Source organism: Pseudomonas sp. Z3-6 (assembly GCF_051131985.1).
Taxonomy (GTDB): domain Bacteria; phylum Pseudomonadota; class Gammaproteobacteria; order Pseudomonadales; family Pseudomonadaceae; genus Aquipseudomonas; species Aquipseudomonas zanjanensis.
The window spans coordinates 5313979-5332985 of record NZ_CP071644.1 but is presented as its reverse complement, the minus strand read 5'-3'; the positions used below and the strand labels follow the sequence as shown (position 1 = coordinate 5332985).

The 19007-nt window shown below is 61.1% G+C and carries 20 protein-coding genes; 14 read left to right on the top strand and 6 right to left on the bottom strand.

What is annotated here, in order from left to right:
- The 3 genes from J3P88_RS23035 to J3P88_RS23025 all read right to left on the bottom strand — a co-directional run bounded on the left by J3P88_RS23035 (position 1) and on the right by J3P88_RS23025 (position 1699).
- Complete coding sequence (locus tag J3P88_RS23035) at positions 1–369, bottom strand: cupin domain-containing protein (RefSeq protein WP_186704558.1); 369 nt, start codon at positions 367–369, stop codon at positions 1–3.
- Positions 370–469: 100 nt separating this feature from the next.
- On the bottom strand, positions 470–1276 hold the full coding sequence (locus tag J3P88_RS23030; RefSeq protein WP_434571815.1) for an AraC family transcriptional regulator: 807 nt from the start codon (positions 1274–1276) through the stop codon (positions 470–472).
- 231 nt (positions 1277–1507) lie between these two features.
- Positions 1508–1699: a YegP family protein gene (locus J3P88_RS23025; RefSeq protein WP_434571813.1), complete on the bottom strand. Its 192-nt coding sequence runs from the start codon at positions 1697–1699 to the stop codon at positions 1508–1510.
- A gap of 291 nt (positions 1700–1990) precedes the next feature.
- On the opposite strand from J3P88_RS23025, the gene J3P88_RS23020 reads away from it, so the two are divergent.
- The 6 genes from J3P88_RS23020 (at position 1991) to J3P88_RS22995 (ending at position 7735) form a co-directional block, all read left to right on the top strand.
- The gene (locus J3P88_RS23020; RefSeq protein ID WP_186704560.1) at positions 1991–2959 is read left to right on the top strand and encodes a glycosyltransferase; all 969 of its coding nucleotides are present in this window, start codon (positions 1991–1993) and stop codon (positions 2957–2959) included.
- Positions 2960–2961: 2 nt separating this feature from the next.
- Positions 2962–3672, top strand: coding sequence for a class I SAM-dependent methyltransferase (locus J3P88_RS23015; protein WP_186730572.1), 711 nt, complete (start codon positions 2962–2964; stop codon positions 3670–3672).
- Positions 3673–3716: 44 nt separating this feature from the next.
- Positions 3717–4052: a GtrA family protein gene (locus tag J3P88_RS23010; protein WP_186704744.1), complete on the top strand. Its 336-nt coding sequence runs from the start codon at positions 3717–3719 to the stop codon at positions 4050–4052.
- Complete coding sequence (locus J3P88_RS23005) at positions 4049–6133, top strand: DUF6311 domain-containing protein (RefSeq protein ID WP_434571810.1); 2085 nt, start codon at positions 4049–4051, stop codon at positions 6131–6133. Before J3P88_RS23010 ends, J3P88_RS23005 begins: the two co-directional genes overlap by 4 nt.
- Before the next feature lie 207 nt (positions 6134–6340).
- The gene (locus J3P88_RS23000) at positions 6341–7264 is read left to right on the top strand and encodes a LysR family transcriptional regulator (RefSeq protein WP_186704563.1); all 924 of its coding nucleotides are present in this window, start codon (positions 6341–6343) and stop codon (positions 7262–7264) included.
- A 105-nt stretch (positions 7265–7369) separates the two neighbouring features.
- On the top strand, positions 7370–7735 hold the full coding sequence (locus tag J3P88_RS22995; RefSeq protein ID WP_207965379.1) for a 5-carboxymethyl-2-hydroxymuconate Delta-isomerase: 366 nt from the start codon (positions 7370–7372) through the stop codon (positions 7733–7735).
- Here the strand turns inward: J3P88_RS22995 and J3P88_RS22990 are convergent.
- Positions 7729–8670 carry a LysR substrate-binding domain-containing protein gene (locus tag J3P88_RS22990; protein WP_434571809.1) on the bottom strand — a complete coding sequence of 314 codons (942 nt, stop codon included), beginning with the start codon at positions 8668–8670 and terminating at the stop codon, positions 7729–7731. The genes J3P88_RS22995 and J3P88_RS22990 overlap by 7 nt on opposite strands.
- Positions 8671–9204: 534 nt before the next feature.
- Here J3P88_RS22990 and J3P88_RS22985 point away from each other — a divergent pair.
- From J3P88_RS22985 to J3P88_RS22960, 6 genes are all read left to right on the top strand, one after another.
- Positions 9205–10572, top strand: a complete 1368-nt coding sequence (locus J3P88_RS22985; RefSeq protein ID WP_434576592.1) for a glutamine synthetase family protein — start codon at positions 9205–9207, stop codon at positions 10570–10572.
- Between the two features lie 152 nt (positions 10573–10724).
- Entirely contained in the window at positions 10725–12374 is a 1650-nt protein-coding gene (locus tag J3P88_RS22980) for a phosphoethanolamine transferase (protein ID WP_186704566.1), read from the top strand.
- A 68-nt stretch (positions 12375–12442) separates the two neighbouring features.
- A complete protein-coding gene (locus tag J3P88_RS22975; protein ID WP_434571807.1) occupies positions 12443–13084 on the top strand; it encodes a class I SAM-dependent methyltransferase in 642 nt (213 codons plus the stop codon).
- Between the two features lie 121 nt (positions 13085–13205).
- Positions 13206–14339: a ribonuclease D gene (gene rnd / locus J3P88_RS22970; RefSeq protein WP_186704568.1), complete on the top strand. Its 1134-nt coding sequence runs from the start codon at positions 13206–13208 to the stop codon at positions 14337–14339.
- Complete coding sequence (locus J3P88_RS22965; protein WP_186704569.1) at positions 14336–14629, top strand: YcgL domain-containing protein; 294 nt, start codon at positions 14336–14338, stop codon at positions 14627–14629. Before rnd ends, J3P88_RS22965 begins: the two co-directional genes overlap by 4 nt.
- Positions 14630–14752: 123 nt before the next feature.
- Complete coding sequence (locus J3P88_RS22960) at positions 14753–15685, top strand: D-2-hydroxyacid dehydrogenase (protein WP_434571805.1); 933 nt, start codon at positions 14753–14755, stop codon at positions 15683–15685.
- Between the two features lie 271 nt (positions 15686–15956).
- On the opposite strand, the gene J3P88_RS22955 is transcribed toward J3P88_RS22960, so the two are convergent.
- Positions 15957–16550 (bottom strand): nitroreductase family protein, encoded by a 594-nt coding sequence (locus J3P88_RS22955; protein ID WP_186704571.1) that lies wholly within the window; start codon positions 16548–16550, stop codon positions 15957–15959.
- Between the two features lie 160 nt (positions 16551–16710).
- Here J3P88_RS22955 and J3P88_RS22950 point away from each other — a divergent pair, with 160 nt between their 5' ends.
- Together J3P88_RS22950 and J3P88_RS22945 are read left to right on the top strand one after the other, a co-directional pair.
- Positions 16711–17160 (top strand): YcgN family cysteine cluster protein, encoded by a 450-nt coding sequence (locus tag J3P88_RS22950; protein WP_413794475.1) that lies wholly within the window; start codon positions 16711–16713, stop codon positions 17158–17160.
- Between the two features lie 32 nt (positions 17161–17192).
- On the top strand, positions 17193–18422 hold the full coding sequence (locus J3P88_RS22945) for a hypothetical protein (RefSeq protein ID WP_434571802.1): 1230 nt from the start codon (positions 17193–17195) through the stop codon (positions 18420–18422).
- 198 nt (positions 18423–18620) lie between these two features.
- Here the strand turns inward: J3P88_RS22945 and J3P88_RS22940 are convergent, their stop codons facing one another.
- On the bottom strand, positions 18621–18998 hold the full coding sequence (locus J3P88_RS22940; RefSeq protein ID WP_434571800.1) for a YgaP family membrane protein: 378 nt from the start codon (positions 18996–18998) through the stop codon (positions 18621–18623).
- Positions 18999–19007 lie beyond the last annotated feature (9 nt).

The window sequence follows — 19007 nt, the reverse complement described above, 5'->3', positions numbered from 1 at the left end:
TCAGATCCACACATCATTGACCGCCGTTCGCTCATTGGTTTCTTCGCCGGTATTGATGACGCCGCGAGGCTCGATCAACAGCAGTTTCACTTCCTGCGCGGCGCTGGGCTTGTGCTCGACGCCTTTTTTGACCACGTACATCTCGCCTGGGCCAAGGGTCACCGCGCCATCGCGAAAGTCGATACGCAGCTCGCCTTCCAGCACGATGAAGGTTTCATCGGTGTCGGCGTGGGTGTGCCAGACGAAATCACCTTCGAGCCGGGCGAGCTTGAATTGGTAGTCGTTCATTTCGGCCACGACTTTTGGCGTCCACTGTTCCTGGAACAGGGTGTATTTCTGAGCGAAGTTGATGGGGCAATAGCGGGTCATCGAGGCATGCTCCTGGGTGGGTGGTGCGTCCTACTTTATTGTTCGAGCCAACGTGCGTATTGGATGATCGTGCAGCTTTTTGCCGCGCGCAGTCGATGCCTTAGCGCAGCATGTTCAGCCAGCGTGCCGGTGAGATGCCAAAGGCCTGGGTATGCAGCCGGGTCATGTGGCTTTGATCGAAAAAACCACAGGCCAGGGCCACTTCGCTCAATGGCGTGCCGTGGAATGCCAGCCGCCGGGCTTCATGCAAGCGACGCTGGGTGATGTAGCGATAGGGGCTGGTGCCGTACAGCGCCCGGAAATCCCGGGACAGGCTCCATCGATCCCTGCCGCTTGCCTGCACCAGGTCGTCCAGGGTGATCACCTGGTCGAGGGCATCGTGAATGAACAGGCGGGCACGCTCTGCTGCCGGGTAGTCGATCAATCGCCGTCCACGCCGATTGCCCGCCGCAAGGTCGAGCGCCTGGGCCACGTCGTAGATGGCGTCCTCTTCCTCCAGCGGGTCGAGGGGGTGATCCAGGCTGTTCAACAATCGGCGGGTCGCGATGTTGAGGTGAAGGTCGTTGGACAATCCACCTTCGATGAAAGGCAATGGCTTGCCTCCCAGTACGTGCTGGATCATCGACGGTTCTATGTAGAACATCCGGTAGCGAAAGCCCTCGCGCGTCCCGGCTTCGCCATCGTGTACCTCGTCCGGGTGCAGCACGATGGTGCCGCCGGGCTGGCTGTGGCGTTTGCTGTGGCGATAGTTGAAGCTCTGCACGCCCGAAAGCGTGATGCCGATGGCGTAGGTGTCATGGCGATGGGTGCTGTAGCCATGGCCACTGAAATAAGCCTCGATGCGTTCCATTTTCCTCGATTCGGGTGCTCGCACCAGCCAGTCGCGGTTGTGGATGGGTCGAGTCATTGCGCCGGGCCTCCTGCTTTTGTCCCGTATACCCTACCTAACGCAGTTCTCTCAAGAAAAATGATGAACCTTGTGGCGAGGGAGCTTGCTCCCGCTTGACCGGGCTGGCGCTCCAGTGCGAAGCGCTCACAAAAAAGGGCTGCTTCGCAGCCCAGCGGGAGCAAGCTCCCTCGCCACAATGATTCAAACAAGCCAGTGAGTTGAGCCCAGGCCAATCTCTTACAGCGCCGTTCAGATCTCTTTTACCGGCGTCTCACCCTGGGCATTCTTGATCAGCCCGATCACATGAAGGCAGTCACTCTTGTTCACATAGGATTCGCCACTGGCGATCGTTTCGTGGTTGCCGGCCCTCAAGCGCCAGCGCCATTGGCCTTTTCCGGTGCTCGGGGTGCCTCGGGTCTGTCGATAGATTTCAAAATACATCGGTTCGCTCCCTGCGATTGATTCAGTCAAGACATGCGTTGGACATGTGGCTGCAAGCCTAGCCAAGTGGGTGGTTTTGGCTACGGGAAAATCGTTTCCATTGGTTATCGAATATTGCCGGATTGGGCATTCGACCGTTTCCATGGAAAAAGTCATGTTGCGAACATGTGGTCGGCTGGAAGTTCGGGGTGGATCCTTGCGTTGCCCTGTCTGGTCCTGCTTAATACGTTTCGACGCCTAGGGCCGGAAGCCCGAAGGGACTGAAAACACTATAAGAAAAAGAGCCATCAAGTGACTGAATATCCAGGAGTGGATCTACAAGGTCGTCTAACGCTTTCGCTTGTCATCCCGGTCTTCAACGAAGCCCAGTCCATCGATTTGTTCATGGCCCGGATCGACCAGGTCTTTGCCGATGAATCACTGGTGAGCCTGGAGCTGGTGTTCGTCAACGACGGCAGTGGCGACGATACGTTGGTGTTGCTGCTGGACAGGCAGAAGGCCGACCCGCGTATCCGGATCGTCGACCTGAGTCGCAATTTCGGCAAGGAGGCGGCCTTGAGTGCCGGCCTGCAAGCCGCCCGTGGCCAGGCGGTGGTGCCGATCGATGTCGATCTGCAGGATCCTCCCGAAGTGATCCTGGAAATGATCGCCCATTGGCGCAACGGCGCCGAAGTGGTGTTGGGCCATCGGATCAATCGCGACTCCGATTCCTGGGCCAAACAGGTGTCCGCCAACGGCTTCTACCGACTGCACAACAAAATCGCCGACCACAAGCTGCCGGAAAATGTCGGCGATTTTCGCTTGATGGATCGCTGCGTGGTCGATGCCTTGCTAACCCTGCCGGAATCGCGTCGCTTCATGAAAGGGTTGTTTGCCTGGGTGGGTTTCCGGACCACCTACGTGGACTACGTCAGGCCTGAGCGCAGCGCCGGAGAAAGCAAGTTCAATGGCTGGCGCTTGTGGAATTTTGCCCTCGAAGGCATCACCAGCTTCAGCACCGAACCGCTGCGTATCTGGACGTACCTGGGGCTTTGCGTCTCGCTGGTGTCCTTTGCGTTCGCCATTTTCATCGTGTTGCGGACCCTGATTTCCGGGGTCGACCTGCCGGGCTATGCCTCGCTGATGGTCGCGGTCACCTTCCTGGGCGGGTTGCAACTGATCGGCATCGGCGTGTTGGGTGAATACCTGGGCCGCACCTATATCGAATCCAAGCGTCGACCGGTTTTCCTGGTGCGGCGCATCTATGACGCCAAGGACTGACCATGGACCTCAAGGAAACCGACATCCTCGGTCCCGATATCGAGCAGCACTGGTACTACCGGTCGAAAGCGCGGGCCATGCTCCACATGCTCAAGGGCACCTCCGCCAGTACGCTGCTGGACGTGGGCGCTGGGTCGGGCTTTTTTTCCCATCACTTGTTGACCCATACCGCAACCGCCCAGGCCTGGTGCGTGGACATCAGCTACCCGGCCGACTCCGACGCCAGCACCGCCGGTAAACCGGTCCGCTACCGACGCGCCATCGACACGCTGGATGCCGACCTGGTGTTGCTGATGGATGTGCTGGAGCACGTGGACGATGACGTGGGCCTGCTCAAGGCCTATGTCGACAAGGTGCCGTCCGGCAGCCGTTTCTTGATCACCGTGCCGGCGTTCCAGTTCCTCTGGAGCGGGCATGACGATTTTCTCGAGCACAAGCGCCGCTATACCCTCAAGCAGTTGGAGAGCGTCGTGGCGCAGGCGGGTTTGCAGGTGCAGCAAGGTGCGTACTACTTCGGCCTGGTCTTTCCCATCGCCGCCGGCCTGCGCCTGTTACAGCGCAACGCCACCGGAGCGCCGGCCAAGTCGCAGCTGGCGCGGCATCATCCGCTGGTCAATGGCGTATTGAGGGCATTGTGCAGCCTGGAGCGTCCATTCATGGGGGCCAATCGCATTGCCGGCCTGACGGTGTTCTGCCTGGCGCAGAAGCCGTGACCTGGACGCACTCGCCCTTGCTGCGACGTGCCTTGCGTTTTGCCATGACCGGCCTGCTCGTCACTGGCGTCCACGTGGTGGCGGCCGTGCTGTTCGTGCACCTGGTCCTGGCCAACCCGCCATTGGCCAATGGTTTCGCCTTTGTCGTGGCGACCATGGTGTCGTACCTGATCAACACCCTCTGGAGTTTTTCCAGCCGCTTGCATGGCCGCACCCTCGGCCGTTTCGTGGTGGTCTCGATCGGCGGGTTGGGGCTGGCGATGCTGGTGGCCTGGGTGGCCCAGCGCGTCGGCCTGGGTTACCTGGCGGGCATCGCGGCCGTGGCGCTGATCATCCCGGTGTACACCTTCATCCTGCATAATTTCTGGACGTACCGATGACCCTTCGTAGTCAGCGTTTCCCGGTTTCCTTGTTGCCCATATTGTTGGGCGCGCTGGCGTTCCTGTTGGTGATCGGTCCTCGGGTGCTGGATCCGACCAACATCGCCTGGCTGGGGGAGGGCGATGCGGCGACCCATTACATGGGCTGGGCGTTTTTCCGCAGTTCACCCTGGACCTTTCCGTTGGGCATGAACCCTTCCTATGGTCTGGAGTTGGGCAACGGCATCATTTTTTCCGACTCCAATCCGTTGCTGGCGTTCTTGTTCAAACCCTTCAACGCCTGGCTTCCCGAGACGTTCCAGTATTTTGGCCTGTGGTTGCTGACCTGTTTCGTCCTGCAGGCCTGGTTCGCCTGGAAACTCATCGGACTGCTGACGCCGTCGCTGTGGATCAGGCTGTTGGGTACTGGGTTATTTGTGTTTTCGCCGCCGATGTTTCTGCGCATGGGCGGGCACTTGTCGCTGTCCGGGCATTTCCTGATCCTGGCGGCCCTGTACCTGGCGCTGCGGCCCGGCTTGCAAAAGCGGCGGCTGGCCTGGGGCGTGCTGTTGGCCGCCACCGCGCTGGTGCATGCGTATCTGTTGGCGATGGTGGCGTTGATCTGGTTGGCCGACCTTGCCAGCCAGGCCACGAAGGGGCGGTTGTCCCGGCGTGATGCCTTGATTGAGCTGGGCGGCTTGTTTGTGCTGGTGGCGTTCTGTTGTTGGCAGGCGGGTTATTTCAGCGTGGGTGGCGGGACCGTGGCGGGCGGTTTTGGGTTGTATCGCCTGAATGTGATGTCGCTGGTCAACCCTAGCGGCTGGTCCTACACCTTGCGCGATATGCCCCAGGGCCCCGGGGACTACGAAGGTTTCAATTACCTGGGATTGGGCGTCCTCATGCTGGCGATCTGCGCCGGCGTGGCTTTGCTGCAAGGCAACACCGGTTTGGTGAATGCCGTGCGCCACAGGCGCCTGTTGCTGTGGGCATTGATCGGGCTGACGTTGTTTTCGCTGACCAACCATCTCGGCATCGGCATGCAGAACGTGCATTACTGGCTACCCAAACCCCTTGAGCTTGTGGCGAACGTCTTTCGCGCGGCCGGCCGGATGTTCTGGCCGGTGTTCTACGCCATCATATTTGCGGTGATTTTCCTGGTGATCCGCGGCAACAAACCCCGGACGGCGGCGTGTCTGCTAGCCATGGCCTTGGTGGTGCAGGCCCTGGATACCCGCGCGGGATGGGCCGGCCTGCGCCAGAGCCGGATGACGCCGGCGGCCTCGAGTTGGCCTACGCCCCTGAATGATCCGTTCTGGGCCAGTGCGGCCGGTCATTATTCGAAAGTCCGCACGTTATTGCCGCAGAACCAGCCGGACAACTGGCTGCTGACCAGCCAATACGCCCTGACGCACGGCCTGGAAACCGATGGCGTGTACTTGGGGCGCATGAGTGACCGGGCGATCGAGCGAGCCCAGCGACACGCCGAGCAGATGCTTGCCAGCGGCCAGTACGCCGCGGATTCGCTGTACATCCTCGACCCTGGCGCCGCGCTCCAGGCGGCGAAAACCGTCAATCGCCAGACCGACCTGTTGACCCGTATCGATGGCCTGGTGGTGCTGGCGCCGGGCTGGAAGACATGCGCCCAATGCCCACCGTTCGCCGATGAAACACTGGACATGCAGGTCAAGCTCGGTGAGCGGCAAGTGTTCAGCCGAACCAACGCGATGTTGGCCAATGGCTGGGGACGGGTCGAGGATTGGGGCACCTGGTCGGAAGGGCCTGAGGCTGAGGTTGTTTTACGCATACCGCCAGAAGCGCGTGCCCTCTCGATCGAAGCCGCGGCGTTCGTGCAGCCCTCGCACACGCGCCAACGGGTGGAGGTGTCGATCAACGGCGTTGCGGCGCTGGCGACGCAGTTCAACCGACTGCAGGACAACACGTTGGAACTGCCTCTGACGGCAGCCATTCGCGAAACGATGGGTGCGGATGGGCGAGTGCGGGTGCGGTTCCATTTGCCCGATGCCATCAGTCCCAAGGCGCTGGGGTTGGGGAGTGATGAGCGCGTCATGGCGTTGGGGTTGAAGTCGCTGACTGTTAAGTAGTTTTCCACTTCACAATGGCTTACTCATTGTGGCGAGGGAGCTTGCTCCCGCTGGGCTGCGAAGCGGCCCCAATATTTTGCGGTTGCTGCGCAACCGAGCGGGAGCAAGCTCCCTCGCCACAAAAGCAGGCGACTGGACTTTTAGCGCATAGACGCACAATCCCTGCGTTTCTACACTGCACCCAATCAAGGAGTCGAGGGGCAGTGGATGAACCGCAACGAATTGCGCAAGGCCGACATCAACCTGATGGTGGTGTTCGAAACGTTGATGCTTGAGCGCAACGTGACACGGGTGGCGGAAAAACTGTTCCTGGGCCAACCGACCATCAGCTCGGCCCTCAATCGTCTGCGCAAGATGTTCAACGATCCGCTGTTCATTCGCGTCGGCCACCGCATGGAGCCGACGGCCCGGGCCGAGGAAATCATCCAGCACCTCTCGCCGGCGCTCGATTCGCTGTCGGTGGCGTTGAGCCTGACCCACGATTTCGATCCCGCCAACAGCGCCATGACATTCCGCATCGGCCTGTCGGACGACGTCGAGTTCGGCCTGTTGCCGCCCCTGTTGAGCAGCCTGCGGCAAGAGGCGCCGCAAATCGTGTTTGTGGTCCAGCATGTCGATTACTGGCGCATCCCCGATTTGCTGGCATCGGGCGACATCACCGTGGGCATCAGCCAGACGCGCGGCCTGCCGGCCAACGCCAAGCGCAAGCTGTTGCGTCATATCCAACCCCGCGTGTTGCGCGCCGATGCGTCGGACACGCCGCTGACCCTGGACGAATACTGCTCGCGGCCTCATGTGCTGGTGTCCCATACCGCCAACGTCGCCGGGTTCGCTGACGAATGGCTGGCGGAGATCGGGCGCAAGCGCCAGGTCGTGTTGTCGGTGCCGCAATACAGCGCATTGCCGGCGTTGCTGGCCGGTACTGACCTGATCGCCAGCCTGCCGGACTATACCGCCGCCGCCATGGCGGCCTCGGGGCAACTGTTCAACGAACCCTTTCCCTTCAAGACCCCGACCCTGGATTTATCCATGGTCTGGTTGAGTCATGTCGACAGTGACCCGGCCGAGCGCTGGTTGCGCTCGCGGTTGGAGGCCTTCATGGGCGAGCGCGGGCCCTTGGCACAACCTTGACACCGGCCTGCCGCGAAACAAAATCCTGCCCCAAAGAATAAAGTCGAGGTAAGGTTGTGACCGCTGAAACCACCTCGTCATATTTTTCGAATCGGAGTCGAACACATGCCTCACCTGCACATGGAGTACACCGCCAACCTGCCCGAGCTGAAGGCCGAAGTCGCATTGCTGCGCCTGAACAATGCGCTGGTGGCCTCCGGTCAATTTTCCGCCGAGCACGACATCAAGAGCCGGGCCGTGAAACTGGAGACGTTCCGGGTGGGTACAGGGATGGGCGAGCGGGGTTTCGTGCACGTGAAGCTGGCCCTGCTCAGTGGCCGTTCGCCGGAAATCAAGAAGCAATTGGCCGAAAGCCTGCTGGCGGTGATCCAGGACCTGGGGCCATGGCCGGCCGAAGTCAGCGTGCAATTGTGCGTTGAGATCCTCGACATCGACCGCGAGCCCTATGCCAAGGCCTTGATCGGTCAATGACGCGCAGGCGTTGCGTGGGCGCAGGCCTTGATGATCTGTTCGCGTAGCCAGGTGTTGGCACTGTCCTGATCGGCGGCCTGGCTCCATTGCATGTCCAAGGTCAACCCCGGCAAGCCCTTGGGCGCTTCGTGGTAATTGAAGATCGCCTCATTGGCCAGCAGTTTCTGGATGCGCCGGGGCAGGGTCAGGATGAAGTCAGTGCCGGTGATCATCTTCAGCGCGGCACTGTAGCTGTTGGCGCGCGCGGCGACTTGCCGGTGATGGGCCTGCCGCGACAGCCAGCCGTCCACCCTGTTGCTCGCTGACGCCCAAGGCTTCGCAAACACGTGTCGGCGCTGTACGAAAGATTGAAGGCTCAGTTGCGGCTCAAGTGGCGTCGCCCGTTTGTCCATGACGCAGACCCAATCTTCCTCCAGCAACTGCCGGGATCTTAAATCGGCATGGTCGCCGTGAACGTTCGGGCCGAAGCAGATCACCAAGTCCAGGCTGCCGTCGCGCAATTCCTCGGCGGGAATGTCGGCTTCAAGTTTGTGCACGTTCACCACCACCGGCAAATTGGCGTAATCGAAGCCTTGCAGCAGCTGCGGCAGGATCAGGTGTTCGAAATATTCTGGTGCGCAGATGTTGAAGGTGACGGCTTGCCGGGTCGGATCAAAGGTCGGCGGACCGGCATGGCAAAGGTTGATGCTTTGCAAAATGGCGCGCACATGGTTGTACATGCCCTCGGCCTTGCAGGTGGGGCGCATGCCGGTGCGGGTGTTGATAAACAGTTCGTCCTCGAAACAGGTTCGCAGTTTCTTGAGGCAATAACTGACGGTTGACTGGCTGACGCACAGGACCTCGGACACACCGGTGACACTGCTTTGCTCGTACACGGCGCTAAACACCATGAGGTCCTGCATGTCGAGCTTTCTGAGGGCGTTACTGTTCAGCATCCGTTCTGTCTCTCACTCGCTTCCTTGCGCGGATCTTGCGCAAACCAGGCTGACGATCGTAACGGAACGATGGTGCCAAGAGAATGCCAGGCAGGCGCTTTCATGGTCGGGAACGGGACAGATAGTGTAGGGAACACGACGTGTCGATCAACGACCGACTCGTTTGCTTAAGTTTAGTTAGCGGTGATCCAAGCTTCATCAAATCCATGTTTAACCGCCCAAGGTGCCGTGGGACGCTTGCCCGATGTGTTTCCTGTGATGCGCTCATGGACGCTTGGCCCCTGGCAGTGCAATACCCTCCATCCGCCGCAGTCGATCCGGTCGGCAGATGCACGCCTGCCATGGCTCCCTCCCTTGGTGCGCTGCCCTCCGAGCTGGCTTTTTGGGCGCTCTGGCATTGTCGCCATGCGCGTCCTCCGGACACTCGTTTTTCCTGTTGAACATCACGGTGCTCGCTCATGGCGAGCACAGACTGACGGCGCGTTGTCGCCCGTCCGACACGGAAATACGAGTTTTCTCATGAGCCTTGCCAAGATGTCTTTCGCACCCGTGCAACACGCCCAGGCGTTCCTTGCGCAAAACCCCGATATCGAGATGTTCGAGTTGTTCATTCTCGATAACAACGGCGTGCCCCGGGGCAAGTTGTTGCATCGGGACGAGTTGTTGGCGGTCTATGAAAGTGGCCGGCCGCTGCCCAGTACGATTCTCGGGCTGACCCTCAATGGCGATGATGTGGAAAATTCCGGGCTGGTGTGGGACGTCGGCGACATTGATTGCCGCGCCTATCCCCTCAGCGGCAGCTTGCAACGCATGCCGTGGCGGTTGATTCCCACGGCGGCGGTGCAGGTCAGTATGCATCCCCAGGAAGGCATGCCAGCGACCATCGCCGATCCGCGTTATCTGCTCAGCCAGGTGATCGAAGCCCTGCAGGCCGACGGTTTTTATCCGGTGATGGCGGCGGAGCTGGAGTTTTATCTGCTGGACGCACAGCGCGACAGCCAAGGCCGGCCGCAACCGGCGCGGGACGCTGACGGTGGTCGGCCCCGCGCCACCCAGGTCTATGGTTTGCGTGAACTGGAGCAGATCGAGCCGTTCCTCGCCGACCTGTACGCCGCGTGCAAGCTGCAAGGCATTCCGGCCCGGACCGCGATTTCCGAATACGCTCCGGGACAAGTGGAAATCACCCTTGAACACCGCAGCGATGCCTTGCAAGCCATGGATGAAGCGGTGCGCTACAAACGACTGGTCAAGGGCGTGGCCCACAAGCACGGCATGCAGGCGTGTTTCATGGCCAAGCCGTTCGAGCACTTGGCGGGCTCCGGCCTGCACATGCATGTCAGCCTGGCCGACCGCGATGGCCACAACCTGTTTGCCAGTGAAGCCGGCGACGGTACGCCACTGTTGCGCCATGCCGTGGGCGGGATGCTCGATACTTTGCTCGATTCGTTGTTGATGTTTTGCCCGAACGCCAACTCCTACCGGCGCTTCCAAAGCAACAGCTACGCACCGCTGGCCGCCACCTGGGGCGTGGACAACCGCACCGTGAGCCTGAGGGTACCGGGCGGCCCGGCGTTCTCGCGGCACATCGAGCATCGTATTTGCGGCGCCGATGCCAACCCTTACCTGGCGGCCGCGGCGATATTGGCGGGCATCCATCACGGCTTGCGTGAACAGTGCGATCCCGGGAAACCTGTGGAAGGCAACGGCTACGCCCAGGCGACCGAACTGCTGCCCACTGACTGGCTCACTACCCTGCGTGCCCTCGAGGCTTCGACTTGGGCCCGGGAAGCGTTTGGCGAGGCGTTCCTGGGGGTTTATCTGGCGGTCAAGCGCGCCGAATACCGGCAGTTCATGAGGGAAGTCGGGGAACAGGATTGGCGGTGGTATCTGAATCAGGCCTAGCAGCAGCTTAAATAATTATTTAACAGCAACTTTTTCACGAAAAATTGATGGTGGGCTGCCTAAAGTTTGTGTTGCCGTAGAAAACATCTTTTTTACATGTTTTCTGCGGCACTTCTTTTTCAAAGAGCAACTTCAGGAAGCCGTCAACCCTCATGCTGACTATTAAAGCCGTGCGCCCCGAGTGGGTGACGCTGGCCGCCAGTGCCTTTTTGTTAGTGGGCTTCAACCTCGTGCTCTGGCAACACTTGCTGGCGATCACGACGGCGGACGCTCGGGGCCTGCTGATGTGCGTGGCATTTGGCCTGATGATTTTCTGTGCGTTCAACCTGGTGTTGACCCTCGTAGCCTTCCGTCCGCTGCTCAAGCCGGTGCTGATGCTGTTGTTCCTGATCAGCGCCGGCGTGGCGTATTTCATGGCCCAATACGGCGTCCTGATCGATGCCGGCATGTTGCGCAACTTCGCTGAAACCAATGCCACGGAAGTCCGTGATCTGTTGTCGTTGAAGTTGTTTGTCTATATCGGCTTATTGGGTGTCTTGCCGTGCTGGTTGTTGTTCAAGACCCCGATCAACTACCGTCGTTGGCCAAAGGAGTTATTAAGTAAGTTACTGGTCGGCGTGGCCTCGGCCGCGGTGATCGGCGTGGTTGCCCTGGTCAACTACCAAGGTTTGTCGTCACTGTTTCGCAACCACCACGAGTTGCGCTTGATGGTCGTACCGAGCAATTACATCGGTGCCTCGCTTGGGTATTTGCGCGAACAGGTCGCGTCGGCCAAGCAGCCGTTCATCACCTTGGGCGAGGACGCGAGTCGCAACCCGGCCTGGCAAACCCATGGCCGTAAATCCCTGACCGTCCTGGTGGTGGGCGAGAGCGCCCGGGCCGAGAACTTCGGCATCCTCGGTTATCACCGCGACACCACGCCGACATTGGACAAGGAGGCCGGCCTGATCGCCTTCACCGACGTGCATTCCTGCGGCACCGAGACCGCCGTGTCGGTGCCCTGCATGTTTTCCAACATGGGGCGCAAGAACTACGACGCCAGCAAGGCCAAGAATGAGGAGGGCTTGCTGGATGTGCTCAAGCGCGCCGGGCTGGAGGTGATCTGGCGGGACAATCAATCTGGCTGCAAGGGTACCTGCGACCGGGTCACGCTGCAGGATGTCAGCAACCTCAAGGACCCGGCGCTGTGCGCCAACAGTGAGTGCCGCGATGAGATCCTGCTCCAGGGGCTGCAGCATTTCATCGACACCCTCGACAAGGACACGGTACTGGTGCTGCACCAGATGGGCAGCCACGGGCCGGAATACTTCAAGCGCTACCCCAAGGAATACGAGCATTTCACCCCGGTGTGCGAAAGCAATGCGCTGAACAATTGCAGCCGCGAGAGCATCGTCAATGGCTACGACAACACGCTGGTGTACACCGATCATGTGCTGTCGACCCTGATCGATCTGCTGCGGGCCAACCAGGACAAGGTCGACACGGCCATGCTGTACCTGTCCGACCATGGCGAGTCCCTGGGCGAGTACAACCTGTTTCTCCATGGCACGCCCTACATGCTCGCCCCGGAACAACAGAAACACGTGGCGATGCTGGCCTGGTTCTCCGACAGCTACCAGAAGTCCTTTTCGGTCGACACCCATTGCCTGCAACTGAGTCGTGAAAAGCCCTTGAGCCAGGACAACCTGTTTCATTCGATGCTCGGGTTGCTGGAAGTCAACAGCCAGGTCTACAACCGCGACCTGGACCTGTTCGCCAATTGTCGCGGCGCGGTGATTGACGGTGTGCTGGCACGGGAGTGAACGCCTGGACCTTTTTTTCACGCGGGGTTGGTTAACCTGTCAGCCAGCCTTTTCCAAGAGCCGTTTGTATGTCCGGGTTACCCCCATCCACCATCGAGCTTGAGTTCGCCAGGCAGCATGACCAGGAGCATGCGCAGGTTTGCTGCCGACCGGCGCCTCGCCGCTTGCGCCTGGCGTTCTGGCGCGACGAACAAATGGTTCGCAATGCCCTCAAGGTGGCGGGCGAGCCGGGGTTGGTGCTGGACGTGGCCTGTGGGGCAGGACGGTTCTGGCCGGTGCTGGCCGAGCATGCCAACCGGGTGATCCTGGCGGCGGACCCGTCGCCGGACACGCTCGAACACGCGCTCACCCACCATGGCGACACGTTGCTCCAGCGGGTCAAGACCTTCCCGAGTTCGGCATTCACCCTTGGGCTGTCGGCCAACGCAGTGGATTGTATTTTCTGTTTGCAACTGTTTCGCCACCTCCGCGCCAGCGAGCATCGCCTGGTACTGTTGCGCGAGTTTCATCGGGTCAGTCGCGACACGGTGATCGTTTCGGTGAAAATCGAAGGGCGCCTCAAGATGGGCCAGGTGCCGCAACGCAGCCTGGCCGACAAGGCCAATGTCGAAGCCGAGTTTCGCCAGGCGGGTTTCAGCGTGCTTTGGTACCAGGATTTCCTACCCGGTTTTGCGCTGACGCGTGTTTATGTATTGCGTAAAACCGGTTAATTCTTGATGTAGGACTATTCTTGCTTTTTCGCAGGCGATTTCTCTCAGACAGCTGCTCTATGGATGCTCGCAATCGCCAGCGGCGATATATACTGCGCGCCATTCTTCAAGGGAGAGCCGTGTGGCCATCGATATTCACTGGATTCGCGACAACGATAGCCTCGGTCAGTTTTGCGCCGAGTGGCAGCAGTTGCCATTCGTCGCCCTCGACACCGAATTCATGCGGGTCGACACCTTTTATCCCATTGCTGGCTTATTGCAGATTGGCGACGGCAAGCGTGCCTACCTGATCGACCCCTTGACCATCGACAACTGGCAGCCGTTGGCCGCTCTGCTGGAAAACCCGGCGGTGCTCAAGGTGCTGCACGCTTGCAGCGAAGACCTTGAAGTGCTGCTGCGCCTGACCGGTAGCCTGCCCGCGCCGCTGTTCGATACCCAATTGGCTGCCGCCTACCTGAACCTGGGTTTCTCCATGGGCTATTCGCGGCTGGTGCAGGAAGTGCTGGGCATCGAGCTGCCCAAGGGCGAGACCCGTTCCGATTGGTTGCAACGGCCCCTGTCCGAGACGCAAATCAGCTATGCGGCAGAGGATGCGGTGCATCTGGCGGAGGTTTTCGTAGAACTGCGCCCGAAGCTTTCCGACGAAAAATACCGCTGGGTCTTGGAGGATGGGGCCGAACTGGTGGCCAACCTGCGTCGCGAAGTCGACCCGTACGAGGTCTACCGCGAGGCGAAGCTGGCCTGGAAACTTTCCCGTGCCCAATTGGCCGTGCTGCGCGAGCTGTGCGCCTGGCGCGAACGTGAGGCGCGGGCCCGTGACCTGCCGCGCAACCGCATCATCCGCGAGCATTCGCTGTGGCCCCTGGCCCGCACCCAGCCGGATAACCTCGGCGCGCTGGCGAAAATCGAAGACATGCACCCGCGTACCGTGCGCCAGGACGGCCAGTTTCTGCTGGACCTGATCCAGCGCGCCGCCAGCATCCCGCCCGAGCAATGGCCGCCGGCCGTGGCCGAGCCGTTGCCCATCGAGGCCGCTGCCCTGGTCAAGCGCCTGCGGGCGCTGGGGCAGGCTGAAGCCGAGCGCCTGGGCATTGCCCCGGAGCTGATGCTGCGCAAGAAAACCCTCGAGGCGCTGATCAAGAGCGGCTTTCCCGAGGGTCCTTACCAATTGCCCGATTCGCTGCGTGGCTGGCGCCGCGAATTGATGGGCCAGGCGCTGCTCGACAGCCTGGCCACTGCCGGAGAACAGCCTTGAAACGTATCTGCTCCATCTACCGCAGCTCGAAGAAAAACGAGATGTACCTGTATGTGCTCAAGAGCGATGCCTTGGAGCGCGTGCCCGAGCCATTGATGGCCGCCTTCGGCAAGGCGATCCACGCCTTTGACCTGGTGCTGAGCCCCGAGCGTGAGCTGTCCCGGGAAGACATCAACAAAGTGCTGGAAAACCTCGACACCCAGGGCTATCACTTGCAGATGCCACCGGCCGAAGACGAGTACATCGAGCATTTGCCCGAAGAGTTGTTGCGCCGCAACGACCCGGTCTGATGGTATTGGAGGCGCCTGTCCTGGGCGCTTCTTGAAAAACGGAATGATTTATTGACGATGATCGCAAGGATGGAGCGACACTCTGTCGGCGATCGTCTGCACTGTTTTTGAAAGGTTTGATTCATGCGCGTTCTGATTGCCGAACACGATCACGCGGTGTATGCCCAGCTTCTGCGTCAGGCTGCACCCGATATTGAAGTGCTGACCAGCGGCGATTCCGCCGAACTGTCGCGACTCGCCACCGATTGCCCGGTCTGGCTCGGCCAGCCTGATCTGCTGGCCACCCTGTTGCGTCAAGGCCACCAGCCCCGCTGGCTGCAATCGACCTGGGCGGGCATCACGCCGCTGCTGGCCGATGGCTTGAGCCGCGATTACCGCCTGACCCGTGCCGTGGGCATTTTTGGCCAGGTGATGGCTGAGTATGTGCTGACCTACATGCTCGGCCATGAGCGCGAGGTGCTGGCCCGGTTGGTCAGCCAGGTCGAGCGCAAGTGGGACAACCGCCAGGGCCAAGGCCTGGCTGGACGCAAGGTGCTGATCGTCGGGACGGGGGACATCGGCCAGCGTGTGGCGCAGTTCCTGGTGCCGTTCGGCGTGCAGTTGTACGGCATCGCCAGCGAAGCCAGGGAAATGGCGCCGTTCATCGAGGTCGGGGCACTGAAGGATCTGCCGCGGCTGGTGGGCGAGGTGGATTACGTGATCAATCTGCTGCCCAACACGCCAGAGACCCATGACATCTACGACGCGGCGCTGTTCAAGCAGTTCAAGCCGACCGGGTTGTTCATCAACGTTGGCCGCGGCGTAGCGGTTGTGGACGCGGACCTGGTGCAAGCCCTGAAGGAAGGGCACCTGGCCGGCGCGGTGATCGACGTCTGCCGCCAGGAGCCGCTGCCGCAGCGCCATCCGTTCTGGACCGCCTGGGGCCTGCTGCTGACCGGCCACAGTTCGGCACCGACTTCGCCACCGATGATGGCGCAGTTGTTCCTGGATAACCTGCGGGCCTACCAGGCGGGCGAAGCACTGCGTGGTGAAGTGAATTTCGCCCGAGGCTATTGAAGCCATCCTCGATCAAATTGTGGGAGCGGGCTTGCTCGCGAAAGGGCCGGCACATTCAACATTTATGCTGACTGAGACTCCGCTTTCGCGAGCAAGCCCGCTCCCACAGTGATTTTTCAGTGGCCACAAAAAATGCGTTCGCCACAGAACCCATTGTGGGAGCGAGCTTGCTCGCGATAGCGGTGTGTCAGTCGCCATCGAAGTGGCTGATCTGGCGCCATCGCGAGCAGGCTCGCTCCCACAGTGGTTATTTCAGTGAGCATAAAAGGGGTTACAGGGTGAAATCACCTTCTGCCACCAGTTCGCTCAGCGGCCGGCGTGGGCTTGGGACTTCGCGGGCCTGGAGGTATTCGGCCAGGGTCGATTTGTCCCCCAGCTTGCCAATCGCCACGGCGGCGTGCAGGGCGTAGCCTTGCGGGATCTTCAGTTCCTTGCGGGTCAGTTCCTGGTCGAAACCGGCCATGCCATGGGTGTGCCAGCCGCTGAGGCTGGCTTGCAGCGCCAGGTGGCCCCAGGCCGCGCCGGTGTCGAAGGTGTGGCTCTGCGCCGGGGTTTCCTCGGTGGCGCCGGGCACCGCGAAGGTGGTTTTCGAGACGATGATCACCAGCGCCGAGGCGTGTTGGGCCCAGCCGCGGTTGAACTCGTTGAGCAAGCCCAGGAAACGCTCCCAGTTCGGCGTGTCGCGCCGTGCGTACAGGAAACGCCAAGGCTGGGAGTTGTAGGCCGAAGGGGCCCAGCGTGCGGCTTCGAAGAAGCTCAGCAAGGTTTCTTCGGCAATGCTTTCGCCGGTAAAGGCGCGGGGCGACCAGCGTTCGATGAACTGGGGGTGGATCGCGTAATCGGCAATACGGGAGTTGGCGCTCATGGGCTTACCTGGCACGAGTGTGGAAAGACAATCAAGCAACCTACGTCCCGCCGCCCGGCCTGACAAGCCCCTGTATACCGACAGTCGCCAATGCTTGGCCTCAAGAGGCCCCGGCACTAGACTGTCGGCCTTTTCACCACCTGATGTTGATGCTCGAACCATGGCCGCCAAAGTCGAACCGTTCTGGATACGCAAAACCCTCGATCAGCTCGATCCCCAGGAATGGGAATCGCTGTGCGACGGCTGTGGCCTGTGCTGCCTGCAAAAGCTCGAAGACGAAGATGACAACAGCGTCTACTACACCCGCATCGCCTGCAAACTGCTGGACCTGAAAACCTGCCAGTGCACCGACTACCCCAACCGTCGTGAGTTCGTGCCCGATTGCATCCAGCTCACGCCGGGCAAGGCCGATGAGTTCAAATGGCTGCCGCCGACCTGCGGTTATCGGCTGGTCAGCGAGGGCAAGGACTTGCCGTTGTGGCACCACCTGGTCTGCGGCGATCGCGATGCCGTGCACCATGAACGCATTTCCCAGTCTGGACGTATGCTGGCCGAAGGCAGCGTGCCGGAAGACGACTGGGAAGATCATCTGATTTTTCGCGCCGGCTGAACCGCCGGGCGGCGCGCCACCTGGGAGAACCCATGGCTGCAGGATTGAAACGGATACTGGCGGCCGGGTTGCTGGCAGTGTGCGGGCCGCTGTGGGCGGCGCAGAAAGTCGACCTGGATTATCACGTGCACCTGTTGCCCCAGAGCGACCAGGCCGAAGTGCGCCTGACCCTGGCCCGGGGCTCGGCGGTGCGCAGCCTGGATTTCGACCTCGGCGACGGCAGTCGCTACAGCGATTTCAAGGCCGACGGCCAATGGCAGCTCACCCCTGGCAAAGAAGCCCGTGGTGGCTGGCGTCCGGCCGCGGACAAGGCGAGCCTGAGCTACCGCGTGCGCATCAGCCATGCCCGCAAGAACGCCACCTTCGAAACCCGCATGACCCCGACCTGGGCGTTGCTGCGCGGCGATGATCTGGTGCCGTCGGCCAAGCTCGATCAGCAGGACGGCATCGAACTGGTGGCACGTCTTGAGGTTGAATTGCCTGACGGCTGGAAAAGCATCGAGACCCCTTGGCCGCGCATCGGCAAGCAGCGCTTCCGCATCGACAACCCCTCGCGCCTGTTCGACCGTCCCACGGGCTGGATGCTCGCCGGCAAACTGGGAAGCCGCCGTACCCGCCTGGGTGAAACCGAAGTGACCGTGGCCTCGCCCCGGGGCCAGGGCATGCGCCGGATGGACGTGCTGACGCTGCTGACGTTCGTCTGGCCGCAGGTGCAAGCGCTGGTGCCGCGCCATCCGGCCAAGTTGCTGATTGTCGGCGCTGGCGATCCGTTGTGGCGTGGCGCCCAGGCCGGCCATGACTCGATTTACCTGCACAGCCGCCCGCCGCTGGTCAGCGAACGGGGCAGCAGCCCGTTGTTGCGGGAGTTGGTGCAGGCACTGGCCCGGGTCAATGATCAGGACCGTAGCGATTGGATCAGCGAGGGGCTGACCGAATATTACGCGGTCGAACTGCTGCGCCGCGCTGGCGGCTTGAGCGATGAGCGCTACCAGACCCTGAACGACCGACTCGCCCACGACAGCAAGGGCGTCACCACTTTGCGCGGCGAGCAGATCAGCCCGGCGGCCGTGGCCAAGGCGGTATTGCTGTTGCAGGAACTGGACCGCGAGATTCGCCTGAAGACCCGTAACAAGCGTTCGCTGGATGATGTGTTGCAGGGGGCGATGCGCCTGGAAACCGTCGACACCGAGGCGTTTGTACAGCTCAGTGAAAGTGTTTTGGGTGGGGCTTCCACTGTGCTGGATACCCAGTTACTTCAGTGATACCGTCTTCGCGAGCAAGCCCCACAGTTTTGCGCAATGGCCTGGAGGCTTGTGTGGCGAGGGAGCTTGCTCCCGCTGGGGCGCGCAGCGGCCCCAAAAAAGCGGTGAGCGCTTCGCACTCAAGCGGGAGCAAGCTCCCTCGCCACGAGACTGTGCGATTTTTAAACCTCTGTGAAAGGGAGCTTGCTCCGGGGCAATTCAGAGCCCAACCTTCGGCGAATTCAACGAATCATTCCCCGTCACCGTAGCCGTGCCAGTCGCCGCCTCGGCGTTGGCCTTCAGGCGACTCAGCTCTTCACCGGCCTGCTCGATGCGGGCACGGGCGTTGTCCAGGTTCTGGCGATTCTTTTCCAGCAGGCTCTTGGCCGAGCAATGCCCGGTGATGCCCCGCGCCAACGCCATGCCGCCGATCGCCAGTTGAGCCAGCCCGATCACCCCGCCACGGCGTATGCCCTTGCCCATCATCAGCACACCGCCGGCCAACGAGCCAATGCGCTCCCAGCCGTGCACGTTTTGCGGCGGATGAGATTGGAAAGGGGTGCGCTCAATCGGCTCGAACGGATTGTTATCGCTCATGATCTGTCT